Raw genomic sequence first — 20152 nt, forward strand, 5'->3', positions numbered from 1 at the left:
ATAAGGCGACGATTGCTTGCGCATTGGATATAGTATTAATGCTAAGATAAATGTAAGTTGCCCAATTAAAATATAAGTGATAACAAATAAGGACGGTAGATGAATTTTTGGCATATGCAGTTACATCCTGATAATGATAGTTGGGGGTTAGAGCGGGAAGTTTTAGAAAAAACAAAATATATTGGTCTAGGTGACTGGAAAGAAAAGCGAAAAGCACAGCAACTTAGTTTTCAAAATGAGATGCATATTGGAGATATTGTAGCTATTAAGAGAGGAGAAACTCCAATAGCATTAGTAAAAGTTATAGGAGCGTATGAATATAGAGAAAATCCTAACAAAGACTTTGATTGGTTTGAAAGGCGACGTAAAGTTGAAATACTTGATTGGTATCATTCTGAATACAAGCTATACGTAGCAGGTAGAAAAACGCTCACTAAGTGCGATATGAATAGTAGTGCCAAAACTAATAAATCAATAAGAAAATGGTATGGGATGGCTATGGATAAGATTCAAATAAATGAAGTTGCTAAGCTATTAAAATACAAACACCAAGTTATCCTTCAAGGGCCACCTGGCACAGGTAAGACCAGATTAGCTAAATTGGTCGCAGAAGATTTAACACATATAGAGCAAAAAGGTAAACCACAAGATATTTTGGATAATTTGGTGCAAAGCTTTGACTCTTCAACTGATACAGTGCAATCAAATCGTACTAAGTTTAAAAAACTACTTACAGAGTTTCAAAATGCTTTTCCTGTCGAATCATTAGGAAGCATGACATTAGACGATTTTCCAATTGGTAACGGAAAGAACGACTCTTTTTGTTGGTGGATTGAAAGGGGACTTGAAGATTTAGGGAAGTTTTCTCCAGGGAGCTCCAACAACTATCCAATATATTGGAGTAAAGATAAAGAAGGGTATGTTATCAATAAAAAGATTGGTGACAATATAGATGCAGAAACCGCCATGCAAGTAATTGCCCGTCAGCTAGATAAGTTAGTTCAAGAAACTGACTTAGAGGCATCAATAGCATTGTTGGGCAAAAGTTTTACGCTAAAAGTGCTCAATAGCTACTATCCAGATAAATATTTTCCTATAAACAGTGAAAACTCATTAAATCATGCTTTGAAGTTATTTGGTGCTTATGACCGTAAAATGAACTTAATCGAAAAAAATAAAAAGCTATACGCAATTTATCATGACAAAAAAGAGGAGTTTAACAAAGATATAACGGTCAATGAGTTTGCAGGTCTTATATGGAATAATTTTAACTTAAAAGACGGTGAGCGTCTGTCAGAATCAGACGAAGTTATGACTCAGGGAGAATATAAAGTCATTCAATTCCATCCAGCATATACCTACGAAGACTTCGTTCGAGGAGTTGTGGCTAAAACAAACGAAGATGGCAACATACACTACAAGGTCGAAAATAAAGTTCTCGCTCAATTCGCTAAAAAGGCTTATGAAAATCCAAACAGCAACTATGTCCTTATTATTGATGAAATCAATCGAGCTAACTTACCATCAGTGTTAGGCGAGCTAATATACGCACTCGAATACCGTGGTGAGACTGTCGAATCCATGTATGAGCTTTTAGATAAAGACGATGAGGATAGGCAGTCACATAGTTCAGAAAGAAATATTACTCTACCGAAGAACCTATACATTATCGGCACAATGAACACCGCTGACAGATCAATTGGTCATATCGATTATGCGATTCGTAGACGGTTTGCATTTTATGATGTTCCTCCTTCAGTTGAAGTTATTAACTTTGCTAAAGCAAAAGCGTTATTCAAGCAAGTACAAGCATTATTTAAGACAGATAGTGGTGGGCATTTATCTTCTGATTTTAATGCCAGTGATGTTCAACTAGGGCATAGTTACTTTCTTCCTTCTAAAAAAGATATGCCAGAGCAAGAATTCTACATCGAGTTAAAAAATAAGCTCGACTATGAAATTAAACCTATTTTGTTTGAGTACATTAAAGATGGCGTGTTATTGGACTCAGCTAGAGACGTTGTCGAGGGATTAAATGTCTGAATTGATTCTTTCGATCGAAAGTGATGGCATTATTCGTGAACATCATGTTGTCACCTTTAACTCACTAAATGGCTCATCAGTTAAGACAATCTTCTTTCAAAACAACGATAAGAAACCCTGTGTTCAAGTAAGACGTGATGTAGAAAATACGACGCTGAGCATGTCTTACTATATTGGCACGGACTGGCTTATTGAAAATGAGCAGGCTATTTATGTTGCTCCTAAAGTAAATAGTCTAGGTCAACAGGTTGACTATTTGGGTATGCTGCACGCCAGTTTATCTCATGTAGATGCTCTAAGTCATGCAAAGGAGCTATATGAGATAAAGCTCAATCAGCCTTTTATTGAAGTTGATCAGCAGATGGACTTAATTACACCGTTAATAATGCTACAGTTTTTGCATACGTTAAAACACATCGTCATAAAAGGTCTTAAAAAGTCCTACTATAAAGTTGAGCATAATCTTGCCAGTAAAATTAAAGGCAGGGTGTTGACCTCTAAAAATATTAAGAAGAACTTAGTTCAGAATAAGCCAATCAATACCTATTGTCAGCATGATGAATTTGGTCTTGATAGTATAGAGAATAGAGTGTTAAACCACACTTTAAGCTTTGTGAGACGTTATTTTGCAAAATATCCTGCCTACAATAAACTTACTAAATCACTCATTGATTTTTGTACGCCTGCTTTTGAAAATGTAGCAGATAAAGTCGATTTGAAAGCGCTTAAGCAGACAAAATATAATTCGTTTTATAAAGAGTATAAGCAAGCTCTGGATTTATCGAAAATTATCTTCAAGCGTTTTGGCTATCATATTAGCGAGGTTGAAAGTACTAATTCGAGTAGGGTCTCAGTCCCTCCATTTTGGATAGACATGTCTAAGCTTTTCGAGCTATATGTTTTAAGTTTATTAAAAGACAAATATGGCAATAAGATAGTTTTTCAAGCAAAAGGCAATTATGGAGAACCTGACTTTCTCTTATTGGAGGACAACACACCACTAATCATGGATGCTAAATATAAGCCTTTATATCAAAATCATGATTACAACTCGGATGATATTAGGCAGATTAGTGGCTATGCAAGAGATCATAAGATTTTGAATAGATTAGGCTTTGCAACTCAAGCTGAGCGAGAAAACAATGTGGTAGGATGCGTCATTATTTATACCGACCAAAGCGGTAAGAAAGAACTTCCTGAGACGCTAACAGAAACACCTATTGAGCAGTTTACTAAGTTTTATAAAGTACCGATTGCCATGCCAGTGCTTAGAACGTCTTAAACGTTTGTCAATATTTCAGTCTGTAATTAGGAAATGACCTAGAGGATTTCCTTTGAATCTTGCTATTGCTTAAAGTCTAAGTTTAATAAAGCTTTATAAATTTTTAACTGCCTTGAGATTATAGCTACATTGTTTACATATATATAAGATAAAATATGATCAATTACATTGTTTCATCTTGCACAACCAAGAGAAAAAGTAAATATCCACATTTTTAAATTATGGATATAACGATGTCTGAATCATCCATCGGTTGAAAACCATTAAAAAAGTATCAATATTTTGTAGTGCTTTTTCAAGATAAAATAATCTGATAGTACTAACTTCAATAGAAAAAATCGGGAGTGCAATCCACCCCCATATTATTTCTACTTTGGTCACAAAATGGTCACCATTTGGTCACTGAGCGATTGGTCATCGTAGACTAGCTTAATTAGTAACTAAGATTAATTAACAACCATTTCTTAAATCAAATCCAAGCCAGTACTTACTAAATTAAAATGGGAGAGAGTTTGTCTGAATCTCTAAAACTACGATGAGACTGTATAGATAAAGGGATGAAAAGAGGTAAGTGTAGAACCAATAAACACAAAAAAACCTCAAGTATAAATACTTGAGGTTGAAACTTTGTTTTAAACACTAAGTTTTAAAATATGGCGCAGCGGACGGGACTCGAACCCGCGACCCCCGGCGTGACAGGCCGGTATTCTAACCAACTGAACTACCGCTGCTTAGGTCGCTTTAGAATGTTTAGCCACTTTCTAAAAAAGTGGTACTCTATAAAGAGTGGTGGGTGATGACGGATTCGAACCGCCGACATTCTGCGTGTAAGGCAGACGCTCTACCAACTGAGCTAATCACCCTGAATGTAGGAGCGTATTATATACATATATCAATATGTGTCAAATTTTTTCTGCAAAAAAGTGGAGAAAATTCAAAATTTTGATTTTAGTGGGCTAAATAAGGGGATTTATCCTGGTTTGGGGCAGATATGGTAAACTACGCGGTAATTAAATACTGCATCTCATGATGACACATGCAAAACCATAACTGTAAATAAAATAAGAGACGCCCATGAATAATGCAAATAATCCGACCCGCGTGGTCATTGACCTCGATGGTAGCTTAGATGAATTGGACGATGATGACATCACGTTGCCGGATTTGGCTGAGCCGCAAGACATACCTATTATCGAGACCCCTCGTGTGGTGCAGGCCGCCGCAGACACAAAACCTAACCCAGTCTCCTCGACATCTACCACTGCCAGCTCAGTAACCTCAACGCCAGAGCCAGTCGCTCAGACGCTGACACAAAGTGAGCAGCAAAAAGAGGACAAAAAGCGTGGCGGTTGGTTCTCACGCATGAAATCAGGCTTATCTAAATCGCGTAAGAATTTGGCAGAGGGTGTGGCCAATATCTTAATCGGTGGTAAAGAGATTGATGATGAGCTACTTGAGGAAGTAGAAGATCAGCTGTTGGTGGCAGATATTGGGGTAGAAGCGACTGATAAGATTATCAAAAGTTTAACCGAGCAGACCGCCCGCGGTGATTTGATTTATTCGCATTCTTTATATAAAGCCTTACAAAAAGAGCTGGTTGAGATTCTTGAGCCAAAAGTGGCCCCGCTGATCATTGATACCAGTAAAAAACCTTTTGTTATCTTAGTAGTAGGCGTCAATGGGGTAGGCAAGACCACCACCATTGGTAAATTGGCCAAGCGATTGCAAGGCGAGGGCAAGTCGGTCATGTTAGCTGCCGGTGATACCTTTAGAGCCGCTGCCACCGAGCAGTTACAGGTTTGGGGTGAGCGTAATAATATTCCGGTTGTGGCGCAAGGTCATGGCGCAGACAGTGCGTCAGTGGTCTTCGATGCCATGCAATCTGCCAAAGCCAAAAATATCGATGTATTAATCGCCGATACAGCTGGCCGCCTGCAAAACAAAACTCACCTGATGGCTGAGCTTGAAAAAGTAGTCCGCATCATGCGCAAATCTGATCCCACGGCGCCGCACGAGGGCATGATTGTATTAGATGCTGGTACTGGCCAAAACGCCATCAATCAGGTCAAAATCTTTAACGATGCGGTGCCCCTAACCGGCATTACCATCACCAAACTTGACGGCACAGCCAAAGGTGGTGTGGTATTTAACATTGCCAATACCACAGACATTCCGATTCGCTATATCGGGGTGGGTGAGTCTATTGATGACTTACGTGCCTTTAGTCCGAAGCAGTTTGTGGCTGCATTGTTTGAAACCGATGAATAATAGGCTTGTGTCTATCTCAAAAAGTAACCTTTACTCTTAAAAAAATGGCATCATAAGGTGCCATTTTTTTGTTTGAGACCTGTGATTATGATTGTAACTACCACCTCTTTTGCCCAGCATAGCTTACTGCTTATTGCTTCAGATATACCCTCTGCAGAGCCCAAATTGGTCAGCTTAGATTGGCTAGCCAAGGGTCAACAGTGGTCTGACTCAAAGTCACTGGCACCGCTAAAAAAGCGTCATCAACTAATGGATGATGATTTTCAGTTTATTGACGAAAATAGCCTAAGCAAAGATAACCCAATTGAGTCACTGCTCATAACCACCATCACCCAATTACAGCAGTATCTAAAAGGTGAGCGCCAACAGTTTGATATTGCACTAGACTGGTCGTTGGGTACGCCATTTCAGCAAAATGTCTGGCGGGCGTTACAACAAATTGCTTATGGAGACACTATAAGCTATGCACAATTGGCGCAAAATATAAACAAACCCACCGCCTACCGAGCGGTGGCCAATGCCAATGGCAAAAATCCCTTTAGTATTATCATTCCCTGTCACAGAGTAGTGGCCAGTGATGGTGGCTTGGGCGGATATACTGGTGGTCTTGATAAAAAACGCCTGTTACTACAACTAGAAACGCTCAGCTAACAGTGCGAGCAAATTTATTTTGATACGCTTTTGGGGTTAGGTGCGTGGCACGCTTAAACAAACGGCTAAATGAGGATAAATCATGATAGCCCACTTGATAGGCGAGTGACTTGATGCTCACATCGGCCGACTCTAATAGGCGTTTTGCCTGCTCAATACGTACCGCTTGAATATACTCTATCGGCCGCATAGACAGGCAGGATTGGAAGCGGCGGTTTAAGGTGCGCGGTGTGATATTGACCCGCTTGGCTAAGTCACTGACTTGCAGCGGCTCGGCAAAATTTTGTTCGATATACGCTTGAACTTGGCTCACCACTGGGTCTGAGTGTGGCGTATGCAAGGTGACATTGGTATAACTGTCCTGATGACCGGTTTTTTTGTCAATTACTTGAGTCTTGGCCACTTGCGCTGAGATTTCACGCCCACAATAGCGCTCTATTAACAATAGCGCTAAATCATAAAACGCACTGCCGCCTGCAGCGCAAAATATATTATCTGACTGAGTGACGAAGTGCTGTTGTTGCAGGTTCACATTGGGAAAATCTTGCTTAAATTTATTGGCATAGCCCCAGTGAGTAGTCGCCGCTCTTCCCTCCAATAGCCCAGCTTTTGCCAATAAAAAGGCGCCACTACAGTTGCTGGCTATATCGGTACCAGTGTTGGCAAGGCGCTGCAGCTCAGTTAGCAGCTCAGTGCTGTGTGCCAATACCTTATCGATAGAGTCGCCAATAGTGGGAATAAGCAGCAAATCACAGTGTTTAATGTCTTTGATATCACAGTGCGCTTGGATAATTAAACGATTACTACAGCGAATATCGGCCTTTTGTAAACTGGCAATCTGTACGTTAAATTTAGGCTGTATGTCTTGATCCAAAAAACGCTGCCAACTGACACCGGTAAAAGAGAACAAATCTAGAGCACCCGTCAGGGCGCTGCCCAGCACCCCATCAAATCCTACGATAACGACTTTAAATGGTGCCCTGTCACTCATGAAGACTCCTTAGTTTGCGGCGTAATACGGTAATCAATTGGGCAGGTTAACCCTAATAGATGTCAGTTACCACCTTAATTATGTCATAAATGACAATGTGGTAAGGCACAAAAATGCACTAATATTGAACCACTGATGATTGTTAAGAGAGAACAGCATGGACGCACAGAGCTTAATTAATGAGTTTGAGTTACCCTTTCAGCTTTACGATGTACTAAATACCGAGCAATTATGTCAGCACCCTAAATTCGCTGAACATTCACGTGATACCTTCGATGCCACCATCGATACCGCCAAAAAAATAGCCACCGATCTCTTCTTACCGCATAACACAGTCGCTGATAAAAACGAGCCACAGTTCGATGGCAAAAAGGTAACGATGCTCAATGACGTAAAAGTAGCCTTTGATGCTTATCGCCATTCTGGCTTTATCGCCGGCCGCTATGATTTTGATCAAGGTGGTATGCAGTTACCTGAGACGGTGATGACGGCGGTGGCCGGTTACTTTATGGCAGCCAATCCATCGACCACTGCTTATCCATTTTTGACCACTGCAGCGATTAATGTGTTGATGCACTTTGCCAATGATGAGGTAAAACAAGCCTTTGTACCACGCATGCTCAGCGGTGATTTTACCGGCACTATGGCTTTGACTGAACCGCATGCCGGCTCTTCTCTTGCCGATATCAGAACCACCGCCACACCCCATGATGACGGCACTTATCGTATCCGTGGTAGTAAGATTTATATCTCAGGCGGAGATCATGAGTTAGCTGAAAACATTGTGCATTTGGTGTTGGCTAAAGTGCCAGGCGGTCCTGCTGGCGTGAAGGGCATATCGCTATTTGCGGTACCAAAATACCGCTTGGATGCTAATGGCAAACCCGCTGAGCGTAACGATGTACATTTGGCCGGTCTAATTCATAAGCTGGGCTACCGCGGCACCACGTCAACGGCGCTTAGCTTTGGCGATGCCAATGACTGTGTTGGCTATCTGATTGGCGAGGTGCATTTTGGCCTACGCTATATGTTTAAGATGATGAATGAGGCACGCATTGCAGTAGGCTTTGGCGCAGCTATGATTGGCTATCGTGGCTATCAGTATTCGCTGGCCTATGCCAAAGACCGTTTGCAAGGACGAGTGGCCCCACATCTTAAGCCTGATGATCCTGCGGCGGCCATCATCGAGCATGGCGATGTCAAGCGTATGCTATTGGCACAAAAGGCCTATAGCGAAGGCGGCATGGCTTTGTGTCTGTATGGCTCAAATCTCATTGATCGTATCAATACTTGCGATGATGACACACAAAAACAAGCCTTGTCTGAACTGCTGGATTTATTAACCCCTGTCTTAAAAGCTTGGCCTTCAGAATATGGCCCCAAAGCCAATGATTTAGGTATTCAGGTATTGGGCGGCGCAGGCTACACCCGAGAGTATCAAGCAGAGCAGTTTTGGCGTGACAATCGTTTAAACCCCATTCACGAGGGCACCAATGGCATACAAGCCTTGGACTTAACTTTCCGCAAATTATGGCAAAATCAAGGGCTTGGATTACAGGTATTGCAGCAAGAAATCGCTCGAGACTTGATTGCCATTTCGACGTCGCAAACCGCGAAGCTTGCTAACAAATTGCAGATTTATATCGAACAGCTGCAGCCGCTGCTACAGCATGTGGGTCAAACCCTAAGCACACCAAAAGCTGCCACCTTGAGTGCCAATGCACAAGCTTTAATGACGGTATTTGCCACTATTGTTATGAGCTGGATTTGGATTCGCCAAGCCAGCAAGGCCGAGCAGCTATTAGCACTTACTGAAAATGGCGCTAAGCAAAATTTTTATCGTGGCAAAATTCAAGCAGCAAAATACTTCATCGATTGGGAGCTGCCGCTCATCCAGCGTGATATTGAGCTGCTGACCACGGACAATGCGGTGTGCCACAGCATGCAGCCTGAGTGGTTCTAACGGATCTAATTTAACATAAAAACCTAACTAAGCTGAGTATCAAAATGGAATTTGAACCCAACAAAACTGTCGCCAACGTCCTCAACAAACGCATCTTAATCACAGGCGGCGCTTCCGGTATTGGCGCGGCCAGTGCAAAGCTATTGGCCAGTCGCGGCGCTAAGATAATCATTGCTGATTTGGCTGAAGACTTAGGCCATGCTTTAGCACAGCAAGCTTGGGCGTCAGATCAAACGATAAGCTTTATGAAAGTAGATGTCACTCAAGCTGCTGAGGTTAACGCATTATTTGCTTATGCCGTAGAGCAGCTGGGAGGCCTTGATGTGGTGATCAATAATGCTGGGGTCGATCACCCACCAGCGCCGCTACACCAGTTAACGGAAGATGACTTTGATCGTTGTATGACGGTGAATGTCAAAGGGGTTTGGCACTGTATGCGCGCGGCCATTGCTTGCTTGAGTCCTCATGGCGGTGGTCACGTGATTAATGTGGCCTCTATTGCTGGTCTACGCTCAGCCCCCATGCTGTCAGCTTATAGCGCCTCAAAGCATGCAGTGATTGGACTGACTAAGTCTGCTGCTATTGAGTATGCCCGTGCCAATATAAGGTTTAATGCCGTCTGCCCAAGCTTTATTGATACCCCTATGGTGCGCAACAGCATGCTTAATATGAGTGAAAAGCAGCAGCACGCTTTACTCAACGCCAGTCCGATGCGCCGACTGGGCAAAGTGGAAGAAGTTGCCAGTGCGATTGCTTGGCTGGCCAGTGATGAAAGCAGCTTTATGAATGGTCACAGCTTAACTTTAGATGGGGGTATGTTGGCATAATAAAGCCGCATATTGCCTGTGACCTGTATTTATCTACTAAAAAGGAATTTTTTATGAAAGACTTATTTGATTTAACTGGAAAAGTAGCACTGGTCACCGGAGCCAGCCGCGGGATAGGAGAGGCCATTGCTCGCTTATTGGCAAATTATGGTGCCCAGGTAATTGTATCGAGCCGTAAGCTTGAAGCCTGCCAAGCAGTCGCGGATAGTATCGTTAAGGACGGCGGCAAGGCCAGCGCTTATGCGTGTCACGTGGGAGATATGTCTCAGATTGATGCGATATTTGAGTATATTAAAGACACGTTTGGTCGCATAGATATTTTGGTCAACAATGCTGCAGCCAATCCTTATTATGGTCATATTCTAGATACTGACTTGTTGGCCTTTAATAAAACCGTAGAGGTAAATATCCAAGGCTACTTCTTTATGTCGACGGCAGCTGGCAAGATGATGCGCGAGCAAGGGGGCGGGGTAATCTTAAATACCGCTTCAGTAAACGGCGTTACTCCAGGGGATAAACAAGGCATTTACTCTATTACCAAAGCGGCGGTCATAAGCATGACCAAAGCCTTTGCTAAAGAATGTGGGCCGCTCAATATTCGAGTGAATGCTTTGCTGCCGGGCTTGACTGATACCAAGTTTGCCTCAGCACTGACCAGCAATGATAAGGTGCTTAATATGGCGCTGGCTATGATTCCGCTTAAGCGTGTGGCACAGCCAGAGGAAATGGCTGGCACGGTGCTATATTTGGTCTCTGATGCGTCAAGTTATACCACAGGCGCTTGTATCAACGTCGATGGTGGACTGCTCGCTTAAGCCTATTTAAGGCCCCGCTGTTTGTAACCCTCATGAGATGCCCATGAGGGTTTTTTTATTAAAAAGTCTAGTGTTTATTTTCGTGTTTACTTAAATGCACAGTCTCACAACATTTTATCATTAAATAAAATGTGGATTTTCATTAGGATAGATAAGAGCTCAGTTTAACCGAGACTTTCCCAAACTTACTTGCCAGCGGACGCCAGCATGACTACTTTATCGCTTACGATTAATAATAACCTATATCACTTCGAGGACCTTGACCCTCGCACCACCTTACTTGACTTATGTCGTCATCAACTACAAATCACCGGACCCAAAAAAGGCTGTGACCATGGGCAATGCGGTGCTTGCACCATACTCATTAATGGCCAGCGCATTAACAGCTGCTTAACTTTGGCGGTGATGCACGAAGGCGATGAGATTACCACCATTGAAGGTATTGGTCTGCCAGAGACCCTCTCTGATTTACAGCAAGCTTTTAAAGAACACGATGCCTTTCAGTGCGGCTATTGTACGCCCGGTCAAATCTGCTCGGCCACAGCGCTGATTGAGGAAGTCAAACAAAACTGGCCAAGCTATGTCACTGAAGATCTAAAAAATCCGGATGGCGCCTTAATCCAAGAAGTTGCAGAGCGTATGAGTGGTAATATTTGTCGCTGCTCAGCGTATCCTAATATCATTAATGCCATCTCTGAAGTCCTACAAAAACAGGTCAATCAGAGCAAATCAGTGGCGCATCCATCGACCTCAGATAACCTAGATAGCTCATTAGACAGTTCAGGCAACCCAAGCAATAAGCCAGCAGTCTCGGCAGCAGTGAGCGGCATATGGTCGCCACCACCAAGCCAGTCTCAAGTCCATAAAGACAATGCCAATAAAAGCACCAACAATCAGTCTCAAGCTGCAGGAGAAAACTCATGAAACGTTTTGATTATGTCCGAGCCAGTGAGTTAACCCCTGCCTGCAAAGCAGCCAGTGTAGAGGGCGCAGCCTTCATCGGCGGTGGCACCAATTTGCTGGATTTAATGAAATTTGAAATTGAAACCCCGATTAAGCTGGTGGACATCACTCAGCTTGAATTAAAGCAAGTAGAGCCGACCGAAGCGGGCGGATTACGCATTGGTGCGCTGGTGACCAATAGTGATTTGGCAGCGCATCCCAGCGTTATTGAAAATTATCCAGTGCTGTCACGGGCGATATTGGCTGGTGCAACGGGGCAATTACGTAATAAAGCAACCACAGGCGGTAATTTCTTACAGCGTACCCGCTGCTATTACTTCTATCAGCCTGATAGTCCGTGCAATAAGCGCAATCCAGGCAGTGGTTGCCCTGCCATTGACGGGGAGAATCGCTCTCTTGCTATTTTGGGTACCAGTGAGCACTGTATCGCCCAGCACCCCTCTGATATGGCGGTAGCGATGCGGCTGCTTGATGCAACTTTAGAAACCCAAAAGGCAGATGGCAGCACACGTCAGATAGCGATTAAAGATTTTTATAAGTTGCCCAAAGACACGCCGCATATCGAAACCGTGCTAGAGGCAGGAGAGATGATTACTCATATTATTCTGCCGCCGCCGACAGCAGGGATGCACACCTACGATAAGATACGTGACAGAGCCTCTTATGCCTTTGCTTTGGTATCGTGCGCGGCTGTTATAGACGTTGATGAGACAGGTACTTTGACTACCGTACGCTTAGCTTTCGGCGGTATTGGTACTCAGCCTTGGCGCAATGAAGCGGTTGAGGACGCTTTAGTCGGCACTAAGGGCGGTATCCCAGACATTGTCCATGCGGCTAATATATTATTAGAGCAGGCTCAAGGATCGGGGCAAAATGATTTTAAGATCACTTTGACTCGCCGCTTATTAAAACAAATCATTCAGCGCGCGCTTGCCGCTAAGGACGCATAATCATGGCTTTATTTAATTCAAACGCGACCAAAAAGATGGTAATGAATGATCCGGTCGATACGTTATTTGATAAGACCTCAAGCCAGCTGGTAGGTAAGCCTATCACTCGGGTGGATGGCGCCTTAAAGGTAAGCGGGCAGGCAGCATATGCTGCTGAATACCACCGTGACGGTCAAGCCTATGGGGTCTTAGTGGGGGCGACCATTGCCAAAGGTAAAGTAAAAAAAATCGATGCAGAGTCCGTCGCTGATATTCCTGGTGTGATTAAAGTGGTGACCGATGCTCAGCATTTTTTGCGCAATTCACAGCAGGGCGGTGAGTTAGAGGCGCCAACACAAGGTGCAGTAGAGGTTGCTTATCATGGTCAGCCCATTGCTGTCGTGGTTGGTGAGACCTTTGAGGCAGCAACGGAGGGGGCTAAGGCACTGCGTATTCGTTATGAGGATGAGACGGATAATGCAGCATTAGATTTTGATAAAGCTTTAGCAGACGCGCATGAAGTCGATGAAGATGCAGGCTCAGATAATAATGCCGAGCAGGGTAATCCTGAGCAGGGGCTAAAGTCGGCTGCGGTGACATTAGATCGTACTTATACCACGCCCAGCCAAAGCAACTCGCCGATGGAGCCGCATTCTACTTTGGCTTATTGGGAAGAAGATAAGTTAACCCTTTATGCCTCTAATCAGATGGTGGCCTTTAGTAAAAAACAAATCGCAGACGCTCTGGATTTAAAAGACGATCAAGTGCATCTGATTTCACGCTTTGTGGGTGGCGGCTTTGGTAGCAAGCTTGGCATCTCTCCTGAGATTATTGCTGCTGCCGTGGCAGCCAAGCAAGTAGAGCGCCCTGTGCTTGTTATGATGACCCGCCCGCAAGTGATGGAGGCGACGGTACGCCGCTCGAACACGCAGCAGCGTATTGCAATCGGCTGTGATGAGAACGGAGTGATTGATACGCTGATTCACGATACGATTTCAAGTAACTTGCCCGGTGAGGGCTTCTTTGAGCCAGCCGGATTATCGACTCATTTTTTATATCGCGGTGAAAATCGCAGAGTCCATTACAAAAAGACAGACATGAACTGGACGCTAGCAGGCTCTATGCGTGCGCCAGGGGAGGCTGTGGGTCAGATTGCACTAGAGTGTGCGATGGATGAGCTGGCGTGTCAGCTTAACATAGATCCTATTGAGCTGCGCCGCCGTAATGAGCCTGAAAAAGACCCGTCACAAGACATTCCTTTTTCCACCCGTCAGTTACTGGCATGTATGGAGCAAGGGGCTAAGGCCTTTGGCTGGGCGGACAAACACAATTCCGAGCCGGCCAGTCGTCAAGAAGGGGATTGGTGGATTGGTACAGGGATGGCCGTTGCTTCTCGTGGTAATCAATTATTACCCGCCGAAGCACGGGCCACCTTACAGCTTGACCCGACCAAGACATTTGGGGTCAAAGCAGTGATTGAATCAGATATGACAGATATTGGAACCGGCTCGTATACGGTATTCTCCCAAGTGGCCGCTGATTTGTTAGGACTGCCCATCGATCATATTGAGATGACATTGGGCGACAGTGCTTTGCCCGCATCATCTGGCTCAGGTGGTAGCTTTGGGGCGGCCAGTGCAGGAAGTAGTATTTATTTAGCCTGTGCCAAGCTGCGGGAGCAAATCGCTGAAAAGGTCGGACTACACGCCGATACCATACAGCTTACGCAAGGTCAGGTACAACAGCAGGGTGAACATCAAGCAAGTTTACTAGAGTCGGGCGTTGAAACCGGAAAAGCGGTGTTGCAAAGTGCAGCGGATGCGGTGCTTAAGTCCGTCGATACGGCGGCACAAAAAGCGGGTTTAGATAGCGATTTGGGCAGTGATAAAAACAATTCTACTGACTATTTTAGCGATAGCAGCAGCCATGCGTTGGCAGATATTATCGCAAGCTATGAGGATCAAAAACTTAGTGCCAAAGGTCAGATTGCCCCAGGCAAAAACGGTAAAACCCACCGTCAAGCCTGTTTTGGCGCTAACTTCGCTGAAGTCGCTGTACACCGCTATACTGGTGAGATTCGAGTGAAGAATATGACCGGTGCCTTTACAGCCGGACGTATCTTAAACCACAAGCTGGCGACCTCACAGTGCTATGGGGGTATGGTGTTTGGCATTGGTTCGGCACTGATGGAGGAGGTCATCCACGACAAGCATGATGGCCGCTTATGCAATCATGATTTGGCAGAATATCATCTGCCAGTCAATGCCGATGTGCCACAGCTTGAGGTTATTTTAGTTGAAGAGGATGACCCGTATACCAATCCGATGCACATCAAAGGCATAGGTGAGACGGCCATCTCTGGGGCAGCTGCGGCCATTGCCAATGCGGTCTATAACGCGGTTGGGGTACGTATTTATGACTTTCCGATTACGCTAGATAAGCTGATTGATCACTTACCTGACTAACAACAAACAAAAGGTACCCTTATGAGCAATCAGATATCTGATATCCTGCAATTGGCTGATCAAGCCATCGCCACTGATATAGAGGCGGTGCTTGCAACAGTCGTACACATTGAAGGCTCCGCTTACCGTAAGCCTGGCGCCATGATGCTTATCTGCGCTGATGGTCAGTCGGTGGGTATGATAAGTGGCGGCTGCTTAGAGCCGCATATCATAAAAAAGGCGTTATGGCTGACCCGAAATGGGCCAGTGGTACAGGTCTATCAAACGGGTGAGGATTTGACTGAGGAGGGTGCTGCAAAGACGCAGGCTGTCGATGATATTGAGTTTAGTATTCAAACAGAGCTTAATTTTGGTTTGGGCTGTAATGGGCGGGTGCATGTGCTGTTTGAGCGCCTAGATACTGCCAAAGCGTATCTTAAGATGATTAAACAGGTTAGGCAGACCCAGCAGCCGGTGACAATGGCGACGTTAATCCGCTCACAAGAGGCGAGCCACCCAGTGGGCTTACACGTTCAGTTAACGTCAGATTTTAAAGCAGTACAAGTCGCTTCTGCTAACAGCATTACCGCTGATTGTGATGAGCTGATTAATCAAGCCATTCAAAGCTTGTCGGCCAAGTATGTGTCAGCCAAACATACAGCGTCTGGCCTAACACAAAAACCAACCGATTTTGCCACCATCACCAGTGTGGCTCAGCAAGATATCACTCAGCCGGTACAGACCCAGTGGCTGGTTCAGCAGCTGCAACCACAAAAGCGGCTGCTTATCTGCGGCGCAGGCAATGATGTGCATCCGCTGGTACGTTTAGCCAAAATGCAGGATTGGCACGTCACTGTGATTGACAGTCGCTCTCACTATGCTACTCGTTCACGCTTTATGGAAGCTGACCAAGTCCAGTGTGTGCCGCTTGAGGATACCCAGACCTTATTGGCACTGAGCCAAAATGCAGCGGTGGCAGTGATGTCGCACAGCCTTACTCAAGATAGAGCACGGCTGCAAGTGCTGCTTGCCAATCCGCCTTTATATTTAGGACAGCTGGGCCCCAAATACCGTACTGAGCGCCTAATCGATGAGATTAAGCAAGCGTATCAAGGCGATGTTAATGGCTTAGAGCAAGGTATCAGTCAGCTGTATTATCCCATCGGTTACAAGCTAGGCGGGGATGGGCCTGAGGCGTTGGCGCTAGGAGTTATGGCGCAAATCAGTGCAGTCATGCATGGCAAAGAAAAGACGCTCAGTGCGTCTAAAAATGCAAGAGAGGTAGACTATCCGTCTCAGCCGAAGATAGCGTCAGATAGACGGTATAAAGATAGATGGGCCGCTCAGTGATAAGGATGGTTTTAATTAAATGATTGTTTCTAGCTTTTCCAAACTATCTAAATCATCTACTGTTTCTATATCACTGCAAGCGCCACCTGAGCATGCCGTTATCCTGCTGGCCAGTGGTTTAAGCAAGCGCTTGGGACAGCCAAAGCAGCTACTTACCATAGATACTCAGCCACTGCTTGAGGTGATGACCCAGCGTGCACTGGATACGTCGCCTAAAGCGGTTATGCTGGTCGTGCCTGAGTCTCATAGCATTATCCACCCCTTGGCCGAAACATTGGCCGCCCAGCATGATGTGCTCACCCCAGTATTTAACTCATATCCAGAGCAGGGCATGGCTTATAGCTTAAATTTGGGCATTGATGCGCTTAATAAAAAAGTAGCGCAGGGGCTGAGCATAAAAAGAGTGGTTATCATGGGGGTGGATCAAATATTACTGGATACGCCGCATTTGCATCAGCTGCTACTCAGTAGCGAGCAATCCGTTAAAGATATTCAAGCTAATGGCGATAATGCGGCTGATAACAACAGTCCAGCGATTAACAATAATTTAGCGGAAAATTTAGCGGACAACAAGGTTGTCGCTAGCGGCTATGGCCGCTCTTATAAAGACTTAACTGAATTATTACCCAACAAGGCAGTCAATCCTAATACAAATACGAATATTATGGGTCTGCCTATTGCCATTGATTATGAGCTGTTAACCCAGTGGCAGCCCACACTCACAGGTGACAAAGGGCTGCGTAATTTAATTAGAAGCTTGGATGATAAACAGCTTCATGTGATTGATAATATAAAACTTAGCTTGGATATAGACACACCTGAGCAGTTAAGCTTTGCGCAGCAACAAGGCTGGCTAGACCGTTAATATAGCTAATACCTTTTCTAAAAAACAACTTCTAAAAAACAACCTAGCTTGGTTGATTTTTAGATTTGGTATAACAATCGTGTGTGATGAATACGCGGTCAGCAGTCTGTCTCATAACAGTAAATAACAGCAAAGCATGAAGCGTAAGCCTTTCGTATTACTGACAACGTAGGTGGACAACGTATACTAGAGATTAAAGACACAAGGTCTTGTGGTTGCGGTTAGACAGAATATAAAAGTGACTCAAGCCTTGTTTTATACTTTATGATGTGATGTATAAGTTGATTGTCTGGGAGGTATCATGTTTGGCGATTCTAAAATTAAAGCGTTATATTCAGAAGATGACCAGCGAAGCCTGACAGATATGCGGCGGCAGCAGCAGGATATTATAAAAAATGAGGCCGGTGAGTGGGTGCTGTTACGCCATGCAGATGTGAAGGCGGCGGCGCTTGATGATGCTGCTTTTTCTAGTCATGTCTCGCGGTTTTTACAAATTCCGAATGGCTTAGACGGCGCAGAGCATGACCAGTATAGAGCACTGATTAACCGCTATCTTAGTCAAGAGGCCATTACCCCTTATATGCCACTATTTCAACAAGTGGCGACAGAGCTTGTATCGGGGCTACCTAAACGGGAGGTCATTAATGCCGTTACGGATATAGGGACGGTCTTTGCAGTGCGTGCTCAGTGTCAATGGCTAGGCTGGCCTGCAGAGGTTGAGCCTATCTTAGTACAATGGGTCAATGACAATCACCAAGCCAGCCGCTTAAAAGACACTGCTAAGCTTGCAACAGTAGCACAGGATTTTAATGAAATTATTCGCTCAGTTATCGCCCCATTTCGGGATACAGACTCTGCTGCTGCTAGCCATAACAAAGCAAATCAAGACAGCGTAACAGCTCAGCTATGCCGTGAGCAAATAAAGGGACGCCCACTTAGCGAGGCGGAAATCGTGTCTATTTTGCGCAATTGGACTGGGGGTGATTTGGGGTCTATGGCATTATGTGTGGGCGTAGTGGTGGCTTATCTTGCCCATCATCCTAAGCAGCTACAGCACTGTGCCAATGCCTCTGATGCAGAGCTTGAAGCCATTATTGATGAGATACTGCGTCTTGATAATCCTTTCCCCTCAAACCGTAGGATAACCAAGTGTCCGGTGACTTTAGGCGAGCATCAATTGCCTGAAGGGGCTAAGGTACATTTAGACTGGATTTCAGCAAACCGCGATGAGGCCGTATTTGGTAAAGATATCTTTGATCCAGTCAGACATGCAGCGGATAATCTGGTCTATGGTATTGGCCGTCATGTGTGTCCTGGGCGATTATTGGCTACTTGGCAGCTTAGAATCCTTATCCGAGCACTGCTTGCGCATGTCGAGGCGATCACGCCAGCACCGAATGAGTTATTTGAGCGGCAGCTGCCTCCGTTAGGTGGGTATAGTCGTGTGCCTGTTGTTTTAAGTTAATATTGTTATCTATTTTGGCTATACTTTACATCGTAAGACTAAAAAAGCAGCCCCTATTGACATAGTGGCTGCTTTTTTTATGCTATGGTTGTTAGTAGTGATAATATTTAAAGCGACTAACCACCTAGCCTAACTGCGCTAATACGTCATCAGTGAAGTCGACGTTGGTATGCACATCTTGTACATCGTCTAAATCTTCTAGCATATCGATCATTTTCATCACTTTTTCGGCATCATCGATATTATCGATAAGCGCGGTGGTCGAAGGCGACATGGTAACCTCAGCATTGCTCGACTCATAGCCGGCTGCATCTAACGCATCTTTTACCGCACCAAAAGTGTCAGGCTCAGTGATGACAAGTAAGCTTTCGCCATCATTTTCGATATCGACAGCGCCGGCATCTAACGCCACTAACATAATCTCATCTTCAAGTGAGACATCATCAAAAATGATTTCGCCGCGTTTGGTGAACAGATAAGCCACCGAGCCTGCGGTGCCTAGGTTGCCGCTAAACTTGGTAAAGGCGTGACGCACTTCACTGACGGTACGGTTTACGTTGTCAGTCATGGTCTCAACCAAGACAGCCACACCGCCCACACCATAGCCTTCGTAGGTCAGCTCGTCCATTTCGCCGCCGTCAGAGTTACCGGCACCGCGCTCGATGGCACGCTTGATGGTGTCTTTGGTCATGTTGGCCGATAGAGCTTTTTCGACTGCAGCACGTAGGCGAGGGTTAGATTCTGGGTCAGGGTCACCTTGTTTGGTCGCTGAAACCAGCTCACGAATGATTTTGGTGAAGATTTTGCCGCGCTTGGCATCCTCTTTGGCCTTTTTGTGCTTAATATTTGCCCATTTAGAATGACCTGCCATAATATGGTTATCCTTATCAATTACGTTAAACAAATCAAGGGTATTATCCGCTTGGAGTGTATAAAAAAGACCTAGCACCCTCGGCAGCTGTAATAATAGGCCAGCTGCGGACGCACTATGTGGCCATGAAAGTATGAGTGTTGACTTGAATTTTTTACTGATTGCGCCGATAGCAACACGGCGATAAATAAGAGGGGCTTGATGACCTGAGCAGTTAGGGAAATGGCCTTGTACTTTGAGTCTAACAAGCCTCTAAAAGAGCTAGATTATAGCAGAAATTTGGGTTTGGCAGGATAGCTTATTTTTTGGTGCTAAAGCGGTTTTCATTGAGTTTAGGGTGTTAAGCCATATAAAAAAGGATGTGCTAAAAACAAAGTTTGTCTAATAGGTAACATTGCCGATGTAATAACGTATAATGGGCCACT

At 44.7% G+C, this 20152-nt stretch carries 15 protein-coding genes and 2 tRNA genes; 13 read left to right on the forward strand and 4 right to left on the reverse strand.

Annotation, left to right across the window (positions count from 1 at the left end; genetic code table 11):
* The first annotated feature begins 99 nt into the window (after positions 1 to 99).
* Both DLE54_RS05075 and DLE54_RS05080 read left to right on the forward strand, forming a co-directional pair.
* Positions 100 to 2043 (forward strand): AAA family ATPase, encoded by a 1944-nt coding sequence (locus DLE54_RS05075; protein WP_227535555.1) that lies wholly within the window; start codon positions 100 to 102, stop codon positions 2041 to 2043.
* Positions 2036 to 3325, forward strand: coding sequence for a 5-methylcytosine restriction system specificity protein McrC (locus tag DLE54_RS05080; RefSeq protein WP_110816468.1), 1290 nt, complete (start codon positions 2036 to 2038; stop codon positions 3323 to 3325). The genes DLE54_RS05075 and DLE54_RS05080 overlap by 8 nt, the downstream gene beginning before the upstream one ends.
* Positions 3326 to 3979: 654 nt before the next feature.
* Here DLE54_RS05080 and DLE54_RS05085 read toward each other — a convergent pair.
* Both DLE54_RS05085 and DLE54_RS05090 read right to left on the reverse strand, forming a co-directional pair.
* A tRNA-Asp gene (locus tag DLE54_RS05085) sits at positions 3980 to 4056 on the reverse strand.
* A gap of 56 nt (positions 4057 to 4112) precedes the next feature.
* Positions 4113 to 4188 (reverse strand) — tRNA-Val (locus DLE54_RS05090).
* Between the two features lie 211 nt (positions 4189 to 4399).
* On the opposite strand from DLE54_RS05090, the gene ftsY reads away from it, so the two are divergent.
* Complete coding sequence (gene ftsY / locus DLE54_RS05095; RefSeq protein WP_110816469.1) at positions 4400 to 5593, forward strand: signal recognition particle-docking protein FtsY; 1194 nt, start codon at positions 4400 to 4402, stop codon at positions 5591 to 5593.
* 87 nt (positions 5594 to 5680) lie between these two features.
* Positions 5681 to 6244, forward strand: a complete 564-nt coding sequence (locus tag DLE54_RS05100) for a methylated-DNA--[protein]-cysteine S-methyltransferase (RefSeq protein WP_011960272.1) — start codon at positions 5681 to 5683, stop codon at positions 6242 to 6244.
* Here DLE54_RS05100 and DLE54_RS05105 read toward each other — a convergent pair.
* A complete protein-coding gene (locus DLE54_RS05105; RefSeq protein WP_110816470.1) occupies positions 6237 to 7235 on the reverse strand; it encodes a GlxA family transcriptional regulator in 999 nt (332 codons plus the stop codon). The genes DLE54_RS05100 and DLE54_RS05105 overlap by 8 nt on opposite strands.
* Positions 7236 to 7392: 157 nt before the next feature.
* Between DLE54_RS05105 and DLE54_RS05110 the strand changes: the two genes are divergently transcribed.
* The 9 genes from DLE54_RS05110 to DLE54_RS05150 all read left to right on the forward strand — a co-directional run bounded on the left by DLE54_RS05110 (position 7393) and on the right by DLE54_RS05150 (position 18856).
* Positions 7393 to 9198, forward strand: coding sequence for an acyl-CoA dehydrogenase (locus DLE54_RS05110; RefSeq protein WP_110816471.1), 1806 nt, complete (start codon positions 7393 to 7395; stop codon positions 9196 to 9198).
* A 44-nt stretch (positions 9199 to 9242) separates the two neighbouring features.
* A complete protein-coding gene (locus DLE54_RS05115) occupies positions 9243 to 10025 on the forward strand; it encodes an SDR family NAD(P)-dependent oxidoreductase (RefSeq protein ID WP_110816472.1) in 783 nt (260 codons plus the stop codon).
* A gap of 53 nt (positions 10026 to 10078) precedes the next feature.
* The gene (locus tag DLE54_RS05120) at positions 10079 to 10840 is read left to right on the forward strand and encodes an SDR family oxidoreductase (protein WP_110816473.1); all 762 of its coding nucleotides are present in this window, start codon (positions 10079 to 10081) and stop codon (positions 10838 to 10840) included.
* 207 nt (positions 10841 to 11047) lie between these two features.
* The gene (locus DLE54_RS05125) at positions 11048 to 11764 is read left to right on the forward strand and encodes a 2Fe-2S iron-sulfur cluster-binding protein (protein ID WP_110816474.1); all 717 of its coding nucleotides are present in this window, start codon (positions 11048 to 11050) and stop codon (positions 11762 to 11764) included.
* Positions 11761 to 12753: an FAD binding domain-containing protein gene (locus DLE54_RS05130; RefSeq protein ID WP_110816475.1), complete on the forward strand. Its 993-nt coding sequence runs from the start codon at positions 11761 to 11763 to the stop codon at positions 12751 to 12753. The genes DLE54_RS05125 and DLE54_RS05130 overlap by 4 nt, the downstream gene beginning before the upstream one ends.
* Positions 12754 to 12755: 2 nt before the next feature.
* A complete protein-coding gene (locus DLE54_RS05135) occupies positions 12756 to 15197 on the forward strand; it encodes a xanthine dehydrogenase family protein molybdopterin-binding subunit (RefSeq protein WP_110816476.1) in 2442 nt (813 codons plus the stop codon).
* Positions 15198 to 15218: 21 nt separating this feature from the next.
* Positions 15219 to 16526: an XdhC family protein gene (locus DLE54_RS05140; protein ID WP_110816477.1), complete on the forward strand. Its 1308-nt coding sequence runs from the start codon at positions 15219 to 15221 to the stop codon at positions 16524 to 16526.
* A 19-nt stretch (positions 16527 to 16545) separates the two neighbouring features.
* Entirely contained in the window at positions 16546 to 17391 is an 846-nt protein-coding gene (locus DLE54_RS05145; protein WP_110816478.1) for an NTP transferase domain-containing protein, read from the forward strand.
* Positions 17392 to 17692: 301 nt separating this feature from the next.
* Positions 17693 to 18856 carry a cytochrome P450 gene (locus DLE54_RS05150; protein WP_110816479.1) on the forward strand — a complete coding sequence of 388 codons (1164 nt, stop codon included), beginning with the start codon at positions 17693 to 17695 and terminating at the stop codon, positions 18854 to 18856.
* A gap of 124 nt (positions 18857 to 18980) precedes the next feature.
* Here DLE54_RS05150 and DLE54_RS05155 read toward each other — a convergent pair whose 3' ends face one another.
* On the reverse strand, positions 18981 to 19727 hold the full coding sequence (locus tag DLE54_RS05155) for a YebC/PmpR family DNA-binding transcriptional regulator (RefSeq protein ID WP_011960283.1): 747 nt from the start codon (positions 19725 to 19727) through the stop codon (positions 18981 to 18983).
* Positions 19728 to 20152 lie beyond the last annotated feature (425 nt).

The sequence above is a fragment of the Psychrobacter sp. YP14 genome, assembly GCF_003209315.1.
Classification (GTDB): Bacteria; Pseudomonadota; Gammaproteobacteria; order Pseudomonadales; family Moraxellaceae; genus Psychrobacter; species Psychrobacter raelei.

Coding starts and splice junctions, on each gene's coding strand:
- DLE54_RS05150 (WP_110816479.1), top strand. CDS start 17,693: ATGTTTGGCGATTCTAAAATTAAAGCGTTATATTCAGAAGATGACCAG.
- DLE54_RS05135 (WP_110816476.1), top strand. CDS start 12,756: ATGGCTTTATTTAATTCAAACGCGACCAAAAAGATGGTAATGAATGAT.
- DLE54_RS05100 (WP_011960272.1), top strand. CDS start 5,681: ATGATTGTAACTACCACCTCTTTTGCCCAGCATAGCTTACTGCTTATT.
- DLE54_RS05125 (WP_110816474.1), top strand. CDS start 11,048: ATGACTACTTTATCGCTTACGATTAATAATAACCTATATCACTTCGAG.
- DLE54_RS05075 (WP_227535555.1), top strand. CDS start 100: ATGAATTTTTGGCATATGCAGTTACATCCTGATAATGATAGTTGGGGG.
- DLE54_RS05155 (WP_011960283.1), bottom strand. CDS start 19,727: ATGGCAGGTCATTCTAAATGGGCAAATATTAAGCACAAAAAGGCCAAA.
- DLE54_RS05130 (WP_110816475.1), top strand. CDS start 11,761: ATGAAACGTTTTGATTATGTCCGAGCCAGTGAGTTAACCCCTGCCTGC.
- DLE54_RS05080 (WP_110816468.1), top strand. CDS start 2,036: ATGTCTGAATTGATTCTTTCGATCGAAAGTGATGGCATTATTCGTGAA.
- DLE54_RS05105 (WP_110816470.1), bottom strand. CDS start 7,235: ATGAGTGACAGGGCACCATTTAAAGTCGTTATCGTAGGATTTGATGGG.
- DLE54_RS05140 (WP_110816477.1), top strand. CDS start 15,219: ATGAGCAATCAGATATCTGATATCCTGCAATTGGCTGATCAAGCCATC.
- DLE54_RS05110 (WP_110816471.1), top strand. CDS start 7,393: ATGGACGCACAGAGCTTAATTAATGAGTTTGAGTTACCCTTTCAGCTT.
- DLE54_RS05115 (WP_110816472.1), top strand. CDS start 9,243: ATGGAATTTGAACCCAACAAAACTGTCGCCAACGTCCTCAACAAACGC.
- ftsY (WP_110816469.1), top strand. CDS start 4,400: ATGAATAATGCAAATAATCCGACCCGCGTGGTCATTGACCTCGATGGT.
- DLE54_RS05120 (WP_110816473.1), top strand. CDS start 10,079: ATGAAAGACTTATTTGATTTAACTGGAAAAGTAGCACTGGTCACCGGA.
- DLE54_RS05145 (WP_110816478.1), top strand. CDS start 16,546: ATGATTGTTTCTAGCTTTTCCAAACTATCTAAATCATCTACTGTTTCT.